Annotated in this window: 12 protein-coding genes; 10 read left to right on the top strand and 2 right to left on the bottom strand. The window is 54.2% G+C overall.

Translation table 11 applies throughout. From position 1 onward, the window contains the following. The first annotated feature begins 96 nt into the window (after positions 1–96). The 4 genes from serC (at position 97) to hemW (ending at position 4,746) form a co-directional block, all read left to right on the top strand. Positions 97–1,173 (top strand): 3-phosphoserine/phosphohydroxythreonine transaminase, encoded by a 1,077-nt coding sequence (gene serC / locus KNP72_RS01495; RefSeq protein ID WP_214831887.1) that lies wholly within the window; start codon positions 97–99, stop codon positions 1,171–1,173. Continuing rightward, positions 1,151–2,314 (top strand): 3-phosphoglycerate dehydrogenase family protein, encoded by a 1,164-nt coding sequence (locus KNP72_RS01490; RefSeq protein WP_214717448.1) that lies wholly within the window; start codon positions 1,151–1,153, stop codon positions 2,312–2,314. The genes serC and KNP72_RS01490 overlap by 23 nt, the downstream gene beginning before the upstream one ends. A gap of 12 nt (positions 2,315–2,326) precedes the next feature. After that, on the top strand, positions 2,327–3,511 hold the full coding sequence (locus KNP72_RS01485; RefSeq protein ID WP_214831885.1) for a DUF1015 domain-containing protein: 1,185 nt from the start codon (positions 2,327–2,329) through the stop codon (positions 3,509–3,511). Positions 3,512–3,576: 65 nt separating this feature from the next. Next, on the top strand, positions 3,577–4,746 hold the full coding sequence (gene hemW / locus KNP72_RS01480; protein ID WP_214831883.1) for a radical SAM family heme chaperone HemW: 1,170 nt from the start codon (positions 3,577–3,579) through the stop codon (positions 4,744–4,746). Positions 4,747–4,784: 38 nt separating this feature from the next. Here the strand turns inward: hemW and KNP72_RS01475 are convergent, their stop codons facing one another. After that, positions 4,785–5,390 (bottom strand): DUF1054 domain-containing protein, encoded by a 606-nt coding sequence (locus KNP72_RS01475; RefSeq protein WP_029595208.1) that lies wholly within the window; start codon positions 5,388–5,390, stop codon positions 4,785–4,787. Positions 5,391–5,581: 191 nt separating this feature from the next. Between KNP72_RS01475 and hrcA the strand changes: the two genes are divergently transcribed. The 6 genes from hrcA to KNP72_RS01445 all read left to right on the top strand — a co-directional run bounded on the left by hrcA (position 5,582) and on the right by KNP72_RS01445 (position 11,973). After that, positions 5,582–6,604 (top strand): heat-inducible transcriptional repressor HrcA, encoded by a 1,023-nt coding sequence (gene hrcA, locus KNP72_RS01470; RefSeq protein ID WP_214831881.1) that lies wholly within the window; start codon positions 5,582–5,584, stop codon positions 6,602–6,604. 17 nt (positions 6,605–6,621) lie between these two features. Further along, positions 6,622–7,194: a nucleotide exchange factor GrpE gene (gene grpE, locus KNP72_RS01465; RefSeq protein WP_214831880.1), complete on the top strand. Its 573-nt coding sequence runs from the start codon at positions 6,622–6,624 to the stop codon at positions 7,192–7,194. 29 nt (positions 7,195–7,223) lie between these two features. Then, complete coding sequence (dnaK, locus tag KNP72_RS01460; protein WP_214831879.1) at positions 7,224–9,047, top strand: molecular chaperone DnaK; 1,824 nt, start codon at positions 7,224–7,226, stop codon at positions 9,045–9,047. A gap of 109 nt (positions 9,048–9,156) precedes the next feature. Further along, entirely contained in the window at positions 9,157–10,266 is a 1,110-nt protein-coding gene (gene dnaJ / locus KNP72_RS01455) for a molecular chaperone DnaJ (protein ID WP_214831878.1), read from the top strand. Between the two features lie 18 nt (positions 10,267–10,284). Next, entirely contained in the window at positions 10,285–11,223 is a 939-nt protein-coding gene (gene prmA / locus KNP72_RS01450) for a 50S ribosomal protein L11 methyltransferase (protein WP_029595213.1), read from the top strand. A gap of 3 nt (positions 11,224–11,226) precedes the next feature. Next, positions 11,227–11,973 carry a 16S rRNA (uracil(1498)-N(3))-methyltransferase gene (locus KNP72_RS01445; RefSeq protein ID WP_214831877.1) on the top strand — a complete coding sequence of 249 codons (747 nt, stop codon included), beginning with the start codon at positions 11,227–11,229 and terminating at the stop codon, positions 11,971–11,973. 87 nt (positions 11,974–12,060) lie between these two features. On the opposite strand, the gene KNP72_RS01440 is transcribed toward KNP72_RS01445, so the two are convergent. Next, the gene (locus tag KNP72_RS01440; RefSeq protein ID WP_214831876.1) at positions 12,061–15,720 is read right to left on the bottom strand and encodes a S8 family serine peptidase; all 3,660 of its coding nucleotides are present in this window, start codon (positions 15,718–15,720) and stop codon (positions 12,061–12,063) included. Between the last annotated feature and the right edge of the window lie 196 nt (positions 15,721–15,916).

Here is a 15,916-nt window from a genome sequence, read left to right as displayed (position 1 = left end):
CGCCCTTATCTCCGGATAAGGGCGATTTTTGTCATTTGGCAGGATTCGGCACATCAGGCACGGAATAGTACGTACTTACAGAGAAATAGAGGAGGAGTGGCAGTGATCTATAATTTTTCAGCCGGGCCGGGCGTCTTGCCGGAACCGGTCTTACGTGAAGTGCAAGCCGAGTTTCTTTCCTATAAACAAGGGGTGTCCATCGTCGAGATGAGTCACCGTTCCGACACGTTCGCCACAATCGTCGAGCAGCTCGAGGCGAGACTGCGGCGGTTGATGCAGATTCCTGACGACTATGCCGTCCTGTTTCTACAAGGCGGTGCCACCCTACAATTCTCGATGGTGCCGATGAACCTGCGCGAGTCGGGGCGCTTCGTCTATCTCGACAGCGGGATTTGGTCGAAAAAGGCGATTGCTGATGCGAAACACTACGGTGACGTCGTCGTCGCCGGCAGTTCGGCAGCGGTCAAGTATCGAGACCTTCCCGCATGGCCGAAGACGATTTCAGACGTCGACTATCTTCATGTGACGTTGAACAACACGATTGAAGGGACGCGCTATACGGAACTGCCGGACACGGGAGTCCCGATCGTCGCCGACGTCTCGTCGAACATCTTGGCGGAAGCGATTGACGTCAAGCGCTATGGGTTATTATATGCCGGTGCCCAAAAAAATATCGGGCCGGCTGGATTGACGCTCGTCATCATCCGTCGCGATTTGATTGTCGACCGTGACTTGCCGTCATACCTCGCGTATAGCAAGCACGTTGATACGCTGCTCAACACGCCATCGACGTTCAATCTATACGTCGCCGAGCGCGTGCTCGCCTGGGTCGAGGGAGAAGGCGGGGTCGAGGCGATGGAACGTCGCAACGTCGAGAAGAGTGGTCTATTTTACGACGCCTTGGATGCATCGCCACTGTTTCATGCCGTCGTCTCGGGCAAGCAGCGGTCGCTGACGAACATCCCGTTCACGACCGGGGATGCCGAGACGGACCGGGCGTTTCAACGATTCGCCGAGGCACGCGGGTTAATCGAGCTCGGGGGTCACCGTTCGGTCGGCGGCCTGCGAGCCAGTCTATACAACGCGATGCCGCTCGAAGGCGTGAAGCGTCTCATCGATGTGATGCATGAGTTTGAACAGGAGGGACAAGATGTTTCATATAAAAACGTATAATCAAATCGCAGAAGACGGGTTACGGCGTTTCAAGCCGAACGAGTATGCCGTCAATGACGCCGAACAAGCGGACGCCTGGGTCATTCGGAGCCATGACGTCCATCAGGCGGACATCCCGCCTTACTTGCTCGCCATCGCCCGGGCCGGTGCCGGCGTGAACAATATCCCGCTCGACCGGCTCGCCCGTCAAGGGGTCGTCGTGTTCCATACGCCGGGCGCGAATGCGAACGCGGTCAAAGAACTCGTGCTCGCCAGCATGCTGTTATCGGTCCGTCCGATTTTGGAAGGGGCGAACTGGGTCAACAATCACACGTTTGCCGATCAGACATCGCTCGAAGAAGCCATGGAACAACAGAAACGGCGTTTCGTCGGATCCGAACTGCGAGGCAAGCGCGTCGGCATCGTCGGTCTCGGTGCAATCGGGGCGTCACTCGCGAACGATTTGCTCCATCTCGGCATCGACGTCATCGGGTACGACCCGCACTTATCGGTCGACGGGGCCTGGAATATCTCACAACAAGTAAAACGGGCGAAGCAGTTGAGCGAGTTGCTCGCCGACGTCGACATCCTGACGATTCATATGCCGCTCACGGATGACACGCGCCACATGATTGATGCGACATGGTTCAAGCAGATGAAACCGGGCGCTACCGTTTTGAATTTCGCGCGGGGTGAACTCGTGAATGACGCCGATTTGTTAGAAGCGCTCGATGACAACGTGGCGACATACATCACCGACTTCCCGAAACAAGTGCTGCTTGGACATCCGCAAGTCGTCGCGTTTCCGCATCTCGGCGCCTCGACCCACGAGTCTGAGGTGAACTGTGCAATCCAAGCCGTCGATACGCTCAAACTGTATCTCGAGACCGGTAGCATCCGAAACTCGGCCAATTTCCCGAACACGGAGCTCCCTTATGTCGGCAAGCGGCGTTTGGCCGTGCTCCATTTGAACGTCCCGAACATGGTCGGTCAAATCGCGAGCCGGCTCGCCGAGAACGGAATCAATATCGACAACATGGTCAACCGGAGCCGCAACGACGTGGCCTATACGTTAATCGACATCGACAACCATAAACATGAGACGCTATCTGTGAACGCCTTGTACGACATCGAGGGCGTCATGCGCGTCCGCGAATTTTAAGGAGGAATGATCATGGTCGTATTCAAACCATTTGCCCCATACATGCCAACCCATCCCGAGAACGTCGCCGCCGACCCGTACGATATCGTCAGCGTCGAACAAGCACGTGAGGACGTCAAACTGCGTCCCGACTCGTTCCTTACGGTCGATAAACCAGAAGTGTTCACGGCGGACATGCCGCTCGAAGCGTGGGGACAACGGGCCCGTCATGAGCTCGAACGGCTTTATGAGAGCGAGTTGACCGAACGGACTCACGGGTTTTATGTTTACCGGCTCACCGATCAAGGGCGTATCCAGACAGGGCTCGTCGCCACATTCTCGATGACCGATTATGAGGCCGGTCGCATCAAGATTCATGAGCACACCCGTGCCGCGAAAGAACGCGAACGCGTCGAGCACGTATCGGCGACGAAAGCGCACACGGGCCCGATTTTGATGAGCCACGCGCCGGACGAAGGGTTGCGTCGCATCTTGGACGACGCGACGACAGGAGAGGCGTTGTTTGCCTTCACGGACAGTGAAGGTGTCATCCATGAAGGCTATGCCGTGCCATCCAAGCATCAAGCACGCATCATCATTCTCGGGGCCAGCATTCCGGCTATCTATATCGCAGATGGGCATCACCGGGCCAAAGCCGCAGCCGTCGTCGCACGGAGCCCGATTCATGAAGGGGAATCGAAACAAGAGCGGGACCACTTCCTCGGCGTCTTGTTCCCGAGTGATGAGCTGACGATTTTACCGTATCACCGGATTTTGAATCAAGTGGCCCCGGAAGAAGTGATGGCGCTACTCGATGGTCTCGCTTTCTCATATGACATCGAACCAGTGGCTGAGTTGCAAGTGCCGAATGAACGAGGCACGTTCGGCTTGTCGTATCGCGGTGAACATCACGTGCTCAAAAAACGACAGACGACGACGATACTCGATGTCGCGACGTTGCAACGGGATGTGCTCGAACCATATTTTCACGTCACGGACGTTCGCACTGATCATCGAATCGATTTCATCGGCGGCAAGGACGCACCGAAACGACTCGCCGACTTGGCTGAACGTGATGACGTCGTCGTATTGACGTGCTACGCCACAGCGATGGAAGAGCTGATGCGCGTCGCCGACGAGAACGGTCAAATGCCGCCAAAATCGACGTGGTTCGAACCGAAACTGAAGAGCGGTCTGTTCATTCATCGGTTCGATTGAACGTGCAGAGTGGCGTCTCGGCGTGAAAAGCGTTATAAATGGAAGAGAAGAAAGGGGTGGCCGCCATGGCTAAAGCCGTATATCTTCACATTCCATTTTGTGAACATATTTGTTATTACTGTGATTTCAACAAGGTGTTCTTAAAGAACCAACCGGTTGATGACTATTTAGATGCACTTGAACGGGAAATCATCCTCTCGCTCGAACAATACCCGACCGATACGATCGAGACGATCTTTATCGGCGGTGGGACACCGACGGCGCTCAATGAGGCGCAGATGAAACGACTCATGGACATGGTCGCACGTCATCTGCTCCCGCTCGCGTCTCCGAATTTGGAGTATTCGGTCGAGGCGAACCCGAACTTCGTCAGTGCGGAGAAACTCGACACGATGAAGCAAGGAGGGGTCAACCGCGTCAGTTTCGGCGTCCAAACGTTCGACGACGGCGGACTCGAGCGCATCGGACGGACGCACCGGGCCGATGACGTGTTTGCGACCGTGACGGAAGCTGCGAAGCGATTCGATAACATCTCGATTGACTTGATGTTCGGTTTGCCGGAACAGACGCTCGAGCAGATTGAGCGCGACCTCAACTTAGCGTTCGAGCTCCCGATTCAACACGTGTCTTCCTATTCGTTGATTCTCGAGCCGCACACCGTGTTCGCGATTCAAGAGCGAAAAGGGAAGCTGCGCCTTCCGGGCGAAGATATCGAAGTCGCGATGTATTTAAAAGTGATGGAGACGCTCGAACGGCGTGGATTGAAACAATATGAGATTTCAAACTATAGCCTTGAAGGACGGGAGAGCCGTCATAACCAAGTGTACTGGCGCAACGAAGAGTATTACGGCTTCGGCGCCGGCGCACACAGTTATTTGAACGGGGAACGTCGGGCGAACATCGCCCCGATTCCGCACTATATCAAAGCGGAGGGGTTACCGGTCCGCAATACGACGACGCTCGAGACGTTCGAGAAGATGGAAGAAGAGCTGTTCCTCGGACTTCGGATGCGCCAAGGCGTGTCGTTTGCGACGTTCGAGTCGAAGTACGGTGTATCGATGCGTTCGGTGTTCGGGCACGTCTTGACGGAGCTCGAGGCGAAGCGGTTGATTGAGACGACGGACACACACGTCCGCTTGACCGAGTCGGGACTCCCGCTCGCCAATGAGGCGTTCGCGGCCTTCATCGGTGAAGCGCGTGTGAATGACGCTCACGATCAACCTTCATTATCATAAAAATAGGGCGGACCCGACTTGGGTCCGCCCTTGATTGTTTATAAGACGAGGTCACGATAAATCGGCATGAGCCGGCTGAACGTATCCTCGACGAGCGCCAAGAAGGCGGCTTCGTTTTGAAGAATCGACGCATCGGCCGGAAGTTGGCGGCCGATTAAGAAGTCAGCTTTTTTCACGGTCGCGAAGCGTTCCGTCATCGTCTCAATCGATTCGGACGACATATCCTCGATTAAAAACGCGTCTTTCTTCATATGGTCCCCGGCGATATGGAAGTCAGGGAAATCCGATTTGAAGTCGAGTGCCATAAGTCGGCGGCCGATTGCTTCCTTGTTCGGCATCTCATAGATGAAGGCGAGCCAGACGAAGACGCGGTCGTCGAATAAGCCGACCTGGAAATGGGGATGTTTCTTATAGCCGCGTTTGTCATGGCAGATCGCCATCCACGTGTCCTTCGGCGGATTGACCGTCCGGCGGGCATGCTTGGCGACATGTAAATAGAGCGGGATGCCGACGTCGGCTTCGAGCTGAGGCCCGACCTCGTCATAAATCCGGTGAAACAGCGGTTGAATCTCTGAGCGGATCCCGGCCATCCGGGCGTCGAGTCCGTCTTGCGTGAATACGTCGAATTGTTGTGTTGTAAACATCTAATCACCTCATTTCGTATCATACCGAATGTTGACGAAACATGCATATCCGAACGCTTGAACGGACTGGAAAAAATGAGCCAAATGAATTGACAAATAAGGAGAACATGATTATATTTGAAGTGTGATTAGCACTCAGTAAATATGAGTGCTAATAAAGCGAGTCCAATCCTTCAGAGAGGAGTGATGTTGTGCTGACAGAGAGACAATTGCTCATTTTACGAGCGATCATCGATGATTATATTCAGACGGCCCAACCGGTCGGGTCGCGGACGTTATCGAAGCGGGATGACTTATCATTCAGTTCGGCGACAATCCGTAACGACATGGCCGATTTAGAAGACATGGGTTTGATTGAAAAGCCGCATACGTCGGCTGGACGAATCCCGTCTGAAATCGGCTATCGGTATTATGTCGACCATCTCGTCGAGACGAAAATCATCGACGAGCGCGAGACGTATCGTCTCGGTGAACGACTGCGCGCTTCGGCCCAAGAGTCGGAAGTGCTCATCCGTCAAGCCGCTGACCTGCTCTCTGATTTGACCAACTATACGACGGTGGCACTCGGTCCGAACAGCCAGATGAATCGCCTGGCCCGAATCGACTTGATGCCGCTCGACGAACGGCGAGGCGTCGTCTTGATTGTGACCGATCAAGCCCACGTCGAACATCGGACGGTTGTATTCGACTCTCCGATGGCGCCTGACTTGGTCGAACAGACGATTCGTTTCTTGAACGATCGTCTCAAAGGGACTCCACTCGGTCAGCTAAAGTTCCGAATCGGGGAAGAAGTGGCCAAACTTCGACTCGCGCACCAGGAACAATTTGAGTTCATGATGCAACTCATTCAATCGACCTTCGAAGTCCAACATCCTGCTTCGCTATATCTAGGGGGGAAGAAGAACATCTTCAACCAACCTGAGTTTCAGACGCTCGACACGTTGCGTCCGTTCCTCGAATGGATCGATGAACAGGAACGGTTGACCGACTGGCTCGAATCGTTGCCAAACCGCGAGATTTATGTGAGCATTGGTAGCGAGAATGGCATCGTCGCGCTTCAAAATTGTAGCGTCATCACGTCCGACTATACGCTCGACGGGAAGACGTTCGGGACAATCGCCATGATTGGACCGACCCGGATGGACTATCGACACGGTGTCCAAATGATGGGACAAATCATTGAGGCGTTAAGGCGAACGAAATTAGAAGAGTGATGGAAAGGAGCCTCATTATGACAACTGACAAACAAAACGGGCCTGAACCAGAAGAAGTGCTCGAAGAAAAAGATTTTGATCCGAAACAGACAGAGGCTGTCGAAGCAGAAGAGGTTTCAAATGTTGAGATTGTGGAAGAAACTTCTGAAGGGACGGATTTACAAAAAGAAATCGACGCACTCAAAGCGAGCGAGCTCCGCATCCGTGCGGACTTTGACAACTTCCGTCGTCGGACGAACGAAGAGAACGCGAAACGCGTGAAGTTCGCGTCACAGACGGTCGTCGAGAAGTTGATTCCGCTCATCGATAACTTCGAGCGCGCGCTCCAAGTCGAGGCGACTTCGGACGACGCCAAGCAGATTCAAGCGGGCGTCGACATGATTCACCGCCAGTTACTCGACGTCTTGAACGGTGAGAACGTCGAAGTGATTGAAGCGGTTGGTCAACCGTTCGACCCGAACTATCATCAAGCGGTCATGCAAGAGCCGAGCGATGAGTTCGAATCGGGCATCGTGACGATGGAGCTTCAAAAAGGGTACACGATGCACGGACGCGTCATTCGTCCGAGCATGGTAAAAGTCTCAGAATAACATTACTTAATTAGATGGAGGAATAGACAATGGGTAAAATTATCGGAATTGACTTAGGTACAACGAACTCATGTGTGGCAGTCATGGAAGGTGGCGAAGCAGTCGTCATCTCGAACGCAGAAGGGAACCGTACGACACCATCTGTCGTCGCATTCAAAGGCGAAGAGCGTCAAGTCGGGGAAGTAGCGAAACGTCAAGCGATCACGAACCCGAACACGATTCAATCGATTAAGCGTCACATGGGAACGTCGCATACGGTCGAAGTTGACGGCAAGAAATTCACGCCGCAAGAGATCTCGGCAATCATTTTGCAGAAATTGAAAAAAGATGCAGAAGACTACCTCGGTGAAACGGTGACGGAAGCAGTCATCACTGTACCTGCCTACTTCAACGATGCGGAGCGTCAAGCGACGAAAGACGCAGGGAAAATCGCCGGTCTCGACGTCAAACGAATCATCAACGAGCCGACGGCAGCTGCACTCGCTTACGGTCTCGATAAAGGTGAAGACCACACGATCTTGATTTATGACCTCGGTGGCGGTACGTTCGACGTCTCGATTCTCGAACTTGGCGACGGCGTCTTCGAAGTTGTCGCAACAGCAGGGGACAACCGTCTCGGTGGTGACGACTTTGACCAAAAAGTTATCGACTATCTCGTAGCTGAATTCAAAAAAGAGAACGGCATCGACCTCGCTCAAGACAAGATGGCGCTTCAACGTTTGAAAGATGCAGCCGAGAAAGCGAAGAAAGATCTTTCAGGTGTGACGAGCGCGCACATCAGCCTTCCGTTCATCACGGCCGGAGCAGCTGGTCCGCTTCACCTTGAAACGACACTCACACGTGCGAAATTCGAAGAGTTGACAGCCGACCTTGTCGAGCGCACGATGGAGCCGACACGCCGCGCGTTGAAAGACTCAGGTCTTACACCGTCTGACCTCGACAAGATCATCCTCGTCGGTGGTTCGACACGTATCCCAGCGGTTCAAAAAGCGATTCACGACTTCACGAAGAAAGAGCCGTTCAAAGGCGTGAACCCGGATGAAGTCGTCGCCCTCGGTGCCGCCATCCAAGGTGGCGTCCTCGCTGGTGACGTCAAAGACGTCGTCCTTCTCGACGTGACTCCGCTCTCGCTCGGTATCGAGACGATGGGTGGCGTGATGACGAAGTTGATTGACCGTAACACGACGATCCCGACTTCGAAATCACAAGTCTTCTCGACGGCAGCTGACAACCAGCCGGCCGTAGACATCCACGTCCTCCAAGGGGAACGCCCGATGGCGCCGGATAACAAGACGCTCGGCCGCTTCCAATTGACGGACATCCCGCCGGCACCACGCGGTGTGCCGCAAATCGAAGTCAAATTCGACATCGATGCGAACGGAATCGTTCACGTATCGGCGAAAGACCTCGGTACGAACAAAGAGCAGTCGATTACGATCCAATCGTCTTCAGGTATCGATGAGGCTGAAATCGAGCGCATGGTAAAAGAAGCGGAAGCGAACGCAGAAGCGGACAAACAGCGTAAAGAAGAAGCCGAACTCCGCAACGAAACGGACCAACTCGTCTTCGCGACAGACAAAGCGATCAAAGACCTTGGCGACAAAGTCGATGCGGCTGACAAAGAACGTGCTGAAGCGGCGAAAGAAAAAGCCAAGTCAGCACTCGAAGGCACAGACCTCGAAGCAATCCGTACGGCGAAAGACGAATTGTCAAACGTCGTTCAAGAATTGACGCAAAAAGTATATGCGAACATGGCTGAAGAGCAAGGTGCTGAAGGTGCCGAGACACAGACGGAAGCGAAAGACGACAACGTCGTCGACGCGGAGTTTGAAGACCTCGACGATCGTAAATAAGGCAACCGATAGATAGGAGAGCGCCAAAGCAGGTTTCTGCTTTGGCTCTTTCCATGTTAAGGTAGATTCGGTAGAATCTTAGTTTAGACAGTGTAGAGGAGAGAGTAACGTGGCGAAACGAGATTATTATGAAGTGCTTGGCCTGGATAAATCGGCCTCGGCACAAGACATCAAGCGGGCGTATCGTAAGCTCGCACGACAATATCACCCAGACATCAACCAAGAGCCGGATGCGGCCGATAAATTTAAAGAGCTCGGAGAAGCGTATGAAGTGCTGTCAGACGAGCAGAAACGGGCCCAGTATGACCGCTTCGGTTTTGAAGGGGCCAGCCAATTCGGTGGCGGTGGCGACTTCCAAGGTGGCTTCGGTGACATCTTTGACATGTTCTTCGGTGGCGGTGGGGGACGTCGTCAAGACCCGAACGCTCCACGTCGCGGCGAAGATTATCAATACGTCGTCGATCTCGATTTCATGGAGAGCGTGACCGGTAAGACGGAAACAATCGACCTTGAGATTGAAGTCGAATGCGACACGTGCATGGGCAGCGGTGCCAAACCAGGGACGAAACCAGAGACGTGTGGCCGTTGTGGCGGTAGCGGCGTCGAGACGGTTGAACAGAACACGATTCTCGGGCGGATGGTCAACCAGCGGACGTGTAGCCAATGTCACGGCAGCGGGAAGACGATCAAAGAAAAATGTGAAACGTGCCATGGTTCTGGCCACGTCAAGAAACAGAAGCAAGTCGAAGTCAAGATTCCAGCCGGGATTGACAACGGCCAACAAATCCGTCTCTCCGGTAAAGGCGGCCCAGGTTATAACGGCGGGCCAGCCGGTGACCTATACATCGTCGTCCGCGTCCGGGCCCACGAGATCTTTGAACGGGTCGACCAACACATCACGATGGAGATGCCGGTCACATACGCACAAGCAGCACTCGGTGCCGAGCTAGAAGTGCCAACCGTCCACGGCAAGGTGAGCCTAAAAGTACCAGCCGGCACGCAGACCGGGTCGAAATTCCGGTTGCGCGGCAAAGGGATGCCGAGCGTCCGCGGCGGCGGCAACGGCGACCAGTACGTCAATATCGTCGTCATGACGCCGACGAACATGACCGACCGTCAAAAAGAATTGCTCCGTGAATTCGAAGAGATTAGCGGAGAAGCAGGCGTCGAAGAACAACACGGCCTGTTCCAAAAAATGAAGAAGTTTTTTAGTCAGTAAAAGGAGCGTGTTCAAACAATGAAATGGTCTGAAATTTGTGTTCACACGACACAGCAGGCAGTCGAAGCCGTATCGAATTTACTACATGAAGTGGGGGCACAAGGGGTCGTCATCGAGGACGTCGAAGATTACGACCAGATGATGGCCGAAGACCATTTCGGCGAGATTTGGGACGTGTCGGGCCGCGAATCGTATCCGACGTCCGGTGTTTATGTGAAAGCATACGTACCGGCCTCAGGTGATTTTCAAGACACGCTCGCTGCGTTCAAAAAAGAAGTGGATGGCTTGCGTCATGTGCTCGATATCGGCACCGGCGACGTGACGGTCGTCGAGATGGACGAAGAGGACTGGGCCCATTCGTGGAAGCAGTACTACAAGCCCGTCAAAATCTCACAACATTTGACGATCGTTCCGCTTTGGGAAGATTACGAGCCACAACCGGAAGAGAACGTCATCTTGCTCGATCCGGGGATGGCGTTCGGGACGGGGACGCATCCGACGACGATGCTCTGCATTCAGGCGATCGAGAACTATATCCGACCGGGTGACCGATTGATTGATGTCGGCACGGGTTCAGGTGTCCTCGCCATCGCTGCTGCGAAGCTTGGCGCCGAACGGGTCGAGGCACTCGATTTGGATGCGGTCGCCGTCGAATCGGCGCGTCAAAACGTCGAGACGAACGGTGTCGGCAACGTCATCGACGTGAAGACGGGTGACTTGTTGAAAGGGATGACGGGGGAGTATGACCTCGTCGTCGCCAATATTTTGGCCGACGTCATCATGCTGTTCATCGATGATGCATATGCGCGCGTCAAACCGGGCGGCTACTTCATCACGTCGGGTATTATCGGACAGAAGCGGGCCGAGGTGACAGAGGCGCTCAAGGCGTCCGGATTCGCGATTGAAGAGACACGGGTCATGGAAGACTGGGTCGCCATCATCGCGAAGAAAGGATGAGCCATGCAACGATACTTTTTACCGCGTGAGTCATTTGTTAATGACACGGCCACCTTACCGGCCGACGTCGTCCATCATATCGGGACAGTGCTCCGGGAGACGCCCGGTTATCGCATGGTGCTTTTAGACGGTACCGGCCTCGAATATGAGGCTGAGGTCGTGACGCTCGAGAAGAAGACGGGCACGGCCCGGGTGCTCGAACGCCGTCAAGCGACGACCGAACTTCCCGTCGACGTGACGCTCGCCTATGCGCTTCCGAAAGGCGATAAAATCGAACTCGTCGCCCAAAAAGGGACTGAGCTCGGCATGCATCACTTCTGGGTGTTCGAATCGAAGCGCTCGGTCGCCAAATGGGACGCCAAAAAGGCACCGAAAAAAGTCGAACGGCTCCAGAAAATCATGCAGGAAGCGGCAGAACAGTCGTACCGCGCCGTCGTTCCGATGTGCCAACACATCAGACCACGGGAACTGACGGACCGCATCGATTCGTTCGATGCCGTCGTCATCGCCTATGAAGAACAAGCGAAGCAAGGGGAGCAAGCAGCGTTTGCGACGGTGTTGAAAGCACTTCGACCTGGGGTGAAGCTCCTGCTCATCGTCGGGCCGGAAGGCGGCTTTGACGAAAGTGAAGTGAATGAGTGGACGGAACGCGGGGCACAGGCCTGTGCTTTCGGACCACGCATCTTGCGTTCGGAGACCGCGCCGCTCTATGCGCTCGCCGCTGTCTCTTATGCGCTCGAATTGAATTAACACATCAAACGGCTCTCGCGGATGCGGGAGCCGTTTTTGTACCTAGAAAAAACAGGCTCGCGATTTGGGCGCGAGCCTGTCGAATTATTATTTGACGAGTGTGATCGTCTTCGTCGTCACGTTACCGGCGAGGTCGGTCGCCTCGAACGTGAACGTGTTCTCACCTGACGTCACAGGAAGTGTGACCGTCTGTGTTTTCGCGAATGAACGCATCTCATACGGGGCTTTCAGCGCCTGGCTGAATTTCAAGTCACCGTTGACGACGAGTTTCACTTCGTCGAAGTTGTCTTTCACCGTCACAGCGACGTCGACCGACGTTTGTTTTTTACCGATCTTTTTCGGCAGTTTTCCAAGTTCGATGCTGGCTGGTGTCGTATCCACGAAAATCGCGCGTTGGAAGTTGGCGACGTTGCCTGCCGCATCTTCCGCGACGAACCGCAACTTATGGACACCGTCCGCGAACGTCCGCGTCGTGTTGAAGACGTGTTCTTTCTTCGCATCGTCCCATGTGAGCGGCACGTCAACACCGTCGACTTGGAACGACTGGATCGCAGATGCGTCTTGAATCGTTCCAGCGACCGGGACGACCGATGTCGCGTATGGCGTCAAAGCGAGCGGGGCGTTCACGAATACGCCCGGCTTATCCGCGTCTGTCGAGTAAGCGACCGTCTTCGTCGTGCTGTTGCCGGCGTGGTCGACGACGCGAACACTGACTTGATCGGCTTCACTGACGCCTGTGAACGTATAGGCTTTGCCATCAGCTTGCTTGGCGACAGATTTCCCGTTCAAGAAGTACTCGACCGAATGGATTCCAGAGAATTCATCTTTCGCTTGGACCGCCAAGCTGTCCCCTTGCCATTTCGTCGTGAACGTCGGATCCGTGTAATCGACTTTGACCGGGAAGCGAAGCGTCTGTGCTTGTTTCTTCATGTAATCGATGCTGCCTTCGATTTCATAGAAGTATTTGCCGGCCGGGGCTGGTTTGCCGTTCAACTGACCATCCCATGTGTAAGCGGCCGAGTAGTAATAAGGCGTGTTGGCACCGCCGTCAAAGTAGTTTTTACGAAGCTCTTCATCTTGGAACAACGTCCGGACGACATTACCGGCCTCGTCGACGATGCGATACTTGACGTCCTTGGCGTTACGGAGCAACGAGAACACCGGTGCGGCAACATCTTTTGAACCGTCTTTGTCTGGTGAGAAGGCGATCGCGTCGGCAGAGACCGATTCGTCGAGGCTCGAACCGAGATAGTTCCCTGTCTGATCGACCATACCTGACACTTCGTAGAACGAGCCGTCTTCATAGATCGAGGCATCGAAGATTGGCGCCTTGCCCCAGTCTCCTTCGAAACCGACGAACGGTACGACGAGTGACGGGTTGCCCTCAGCACCGTTGACGTCCGTCAAGCGGACGAATCCATCAACGAAGTAACCGTTCTCGAAGACGTCTTTCGCCGGTACGAGACCGTCGAGCGTTTTCGGATTGAGCACTTTCGCTTTCGAGACGTCGAGTGCGACTTTGAGCTCTACTTTTGCGTTCGGTTTTACTTTGACCGTACTGACTTTCTTACCGTTGACCGTCACTTTTGCATTCTCGAGCGCTTGGGCTTCCATCGCGTTCTGAACGAGTCCGGCCGTCTGCTCGATGGCGAGGTCGGTCTGGAGTGACGAAGATACGTTATACAATACGGCCTTGTCCGACAAGTTCTCGACGACAAGCGTGAACGTCGCTTTGCTGCGGTTCAATTCCTTGAGCGCGACTTTAGCTTCTTTCGTCTTCTTCTCGTATGCGATCGCCGGTGTCGAGACGGCAGCGTGCAATTGCATGAGACCGGCTCCACCACGACGCGGCGTGTACGGAAGGTTCTGTTGCAACTGTTTGTTAAGCGGTCCGATATCCGTGACCGCTTTCGACGTGTTGATGAGCAAGTTCTTCGCCATCGTGACACGTGCCGTGCCCGTCAAACTGAAGTCGCGGTCGACGCGCTCGAGGACGAGGGCGGCTCCGCCGGCCACGTGTGGGGCGGCCATCGATGTACCGCTCATCAAGCCGTACTGGTTATCGTTCAACGTCGAGAAGATCTGTCCGCCCGGTGCTGAAATCTCTGGCTTGAAGTCGAGGTTTGGTGTCATGCCCCACGACGTGAAGTTCGAGAGCTGACCGGCCGCACCGTTGACAACGCTGAGGCGATCGCCGGCAAAGCCGATCGTCATCTGTTCACCAGCGAGGAGACGTTGTTGCAACGTGTTCCCGTCTTTGATGCTGAGCGAGGCCATCGGGATTTTTGGGTTGGCCAGTGCCATGCTCACATAATCGCCGTGACCGACGGCTCCGCGGACGATGACGCCAGCCGCGCCGTTCGCTTCGGCTGTCTGTTGAATGTTTGAATAGAAGTAACCGCCATCGCGGACCGCGAGGACAATTTTTCCTTTGACGTCTTTTCCGACGTATTGGCTCGGTTGGCCGTCGCCGACGTAGACGAGGTCGTAGTTGCCTTGTGTGAAAGCGGGACCGTCTTGTTTTTTCCAACCGATTTTGTCTGTGGCGTCACCCGACTTGACCGAGAACGCGTCCAATTGAATTTGATCGTTCTCGAGCGAAGCGACAGATGTCGACGCCGAGCTGACACTCGGGGCACCGACGACGCCCGTGTCCGGGTTATTGGCATAAGGCAGGTCATACCCATTGCCGAAGTAGGCCGAGTTTCCAGCCGAGATTGACATGAAGACACCGTTATCGACGGCGCGTTGGACGGCTTGTTGCTCCGGTGAGTCGGCATCGACGAATCCGGCCGTTGAGCCGAGACTCATATTGATGACGTCCGCACCGAGTTTGATGGCATCATCGATGGCTTTGATGTAAATATCGCCATATGTCGAAGCGTAGTTCGGATCGTTACTGAATACTTTGAGCCCGAGCACTTGTGCCTCAGGAGCGACACCTTTCAAGCCACCGGCCGCTTCATCCCCGTTGGCAGCGACCGTACCCGAGACGTGCATCCCGTGCATCGAGGCACCAGGTGAATCGTCACGGATATCATCGTTCTCATCATAATAGTTATAGGCGTATGGGACTTTCTCGTTTATGTAAGCTCCAGGCATACCGAACGTGCTGACGGCCGTCTCGACTTCTGTTTGAGATAATTCGGCCTTTGAGTCATCAGTGAGACGGAAATCGCGGTGGTCGGCGTCGACACCTGTATCGATGACAGCGACGATCGTCCCTTCACCCGTGAACCCGTAATCGCCCCACGTCTGCTGTGATTGGACCATGCCGTTACTCGTGACCATGTCCGGTTTGACTTCTGGACGTTCGTACTCGTTGACGACGTGGACGCTTGCGACTTCAGGCAACGCCTCGACCTTTTTGACATCGGTCGCTGTGAGCATCGTACTGAAACCGTTGAAGACGGTCGTGAACTCTTCGAGCGTCACGGCTTTGACGCCTTTTTTTGAGATCGCAGTTTTCGCTTTCTTCTGTTCGGCTTTGACGAGCTTTTGAGCACCGTCTTTCTCCGTTTTCGTCAACTCGTTGAATTTTTTACCTTTTTTCTTGGCTTGTTCGATGGCCGGGGCCCCGACGAGTTCGACGACGACGCGTAATTTCTCATGCTTGTCGGTCGAGCTCACGCTCTGTTTGACGGATGGCTTGGCTAGGACAGGTTCTGCGCCGAGGCCGAGTAGGCCGGGCGTCAACGCGAGGCAAGTCGCGAGGGAGACGTTCAAATAAAATTTCGGTTGTGGCAATTTAGTATCCTCCAATCGTTTTTTGAAAAAATAAATCCATTTGTGGAAAATGATAGCGGATTTCAAACCAAAATTCTTCCTATTTTTTAAACGATAGGGTAATGAATTTGAACAAATTAAAAGATTCTGACAATTACTTTGGACCTATCCACGTTAAAATGTGGATAGGTCTTTTCTCATTTCCTGACTCTTTCAT

Origin of the sequence: Exiguobacterium sp. s152 (genome assembly GCF_018618335.1) — a bacterium.
Classification (GTDB): domain Bacteria; phylum Bacillota; class Bacilli; order Exiguobacteriales; family Exiguobacteriaceae; genus Exiguobacterium; species Exiguobacterium chiriqhucha.
This window is presented reverse-complemented; position numbering and strand designations above follow the sequence as displayed.

Bases quoted from the DNA above. Each gene is read 5' to 3' on its own strand.
- KNP72_RS01490 (WP_214717448.1), top strand. From the start codon at position 1,151: ATGTTTCATATAAAAACGTATAATCAAATCGCAGAAGACGGGTTACGG.
- KNP72_RS01485 (WP_214831885.1), top strand. From the start codon at position 2,327: ATGGTCGTATTCAAACCATTTGCCCCATACATGCCAACCCATCCCGAG.
- hemW (WP_214831883.1), top strand. From the start codon at position 3,577: ATGGCTAAAGCCGTATATCTTCACATTCCATTTTGTGAACATATTTGT.
- KNP72_RS01475 (WP_029595208.1), bottom strand. From the start codon at position 5,390: ATGTTTACAACACAACAATTCGACGTATTCACGCAAGACGGACTCGAC.
- grpE (WP_214831880.1), top strand. From the start codon at position 6,622: ATGACAACTGACAAACAAAACGGGCCTGAACCAGAAGAAGTGCTCGAA.
- dnaK (WP_214831879.1), top strand. From the start codon at position 7,224: ATGGGTAAAATTATCGGAATTGACTTAGGTACAACGAACTCATGTGTG.
- prmA (WP_029595213.1), top strand. From the start codon at position 10,285: ATGAAATGGTCTGAAATTTGTGTTCACACGACACAGCAGGCAGTCGAA.
- KNP72_RS01445 (WP_214831877.1), top strand. From the start codon at position 11,227: ATGCAACGATACTTTTTACCGCGTGAGTCATTTGTTAATGACACGGCC.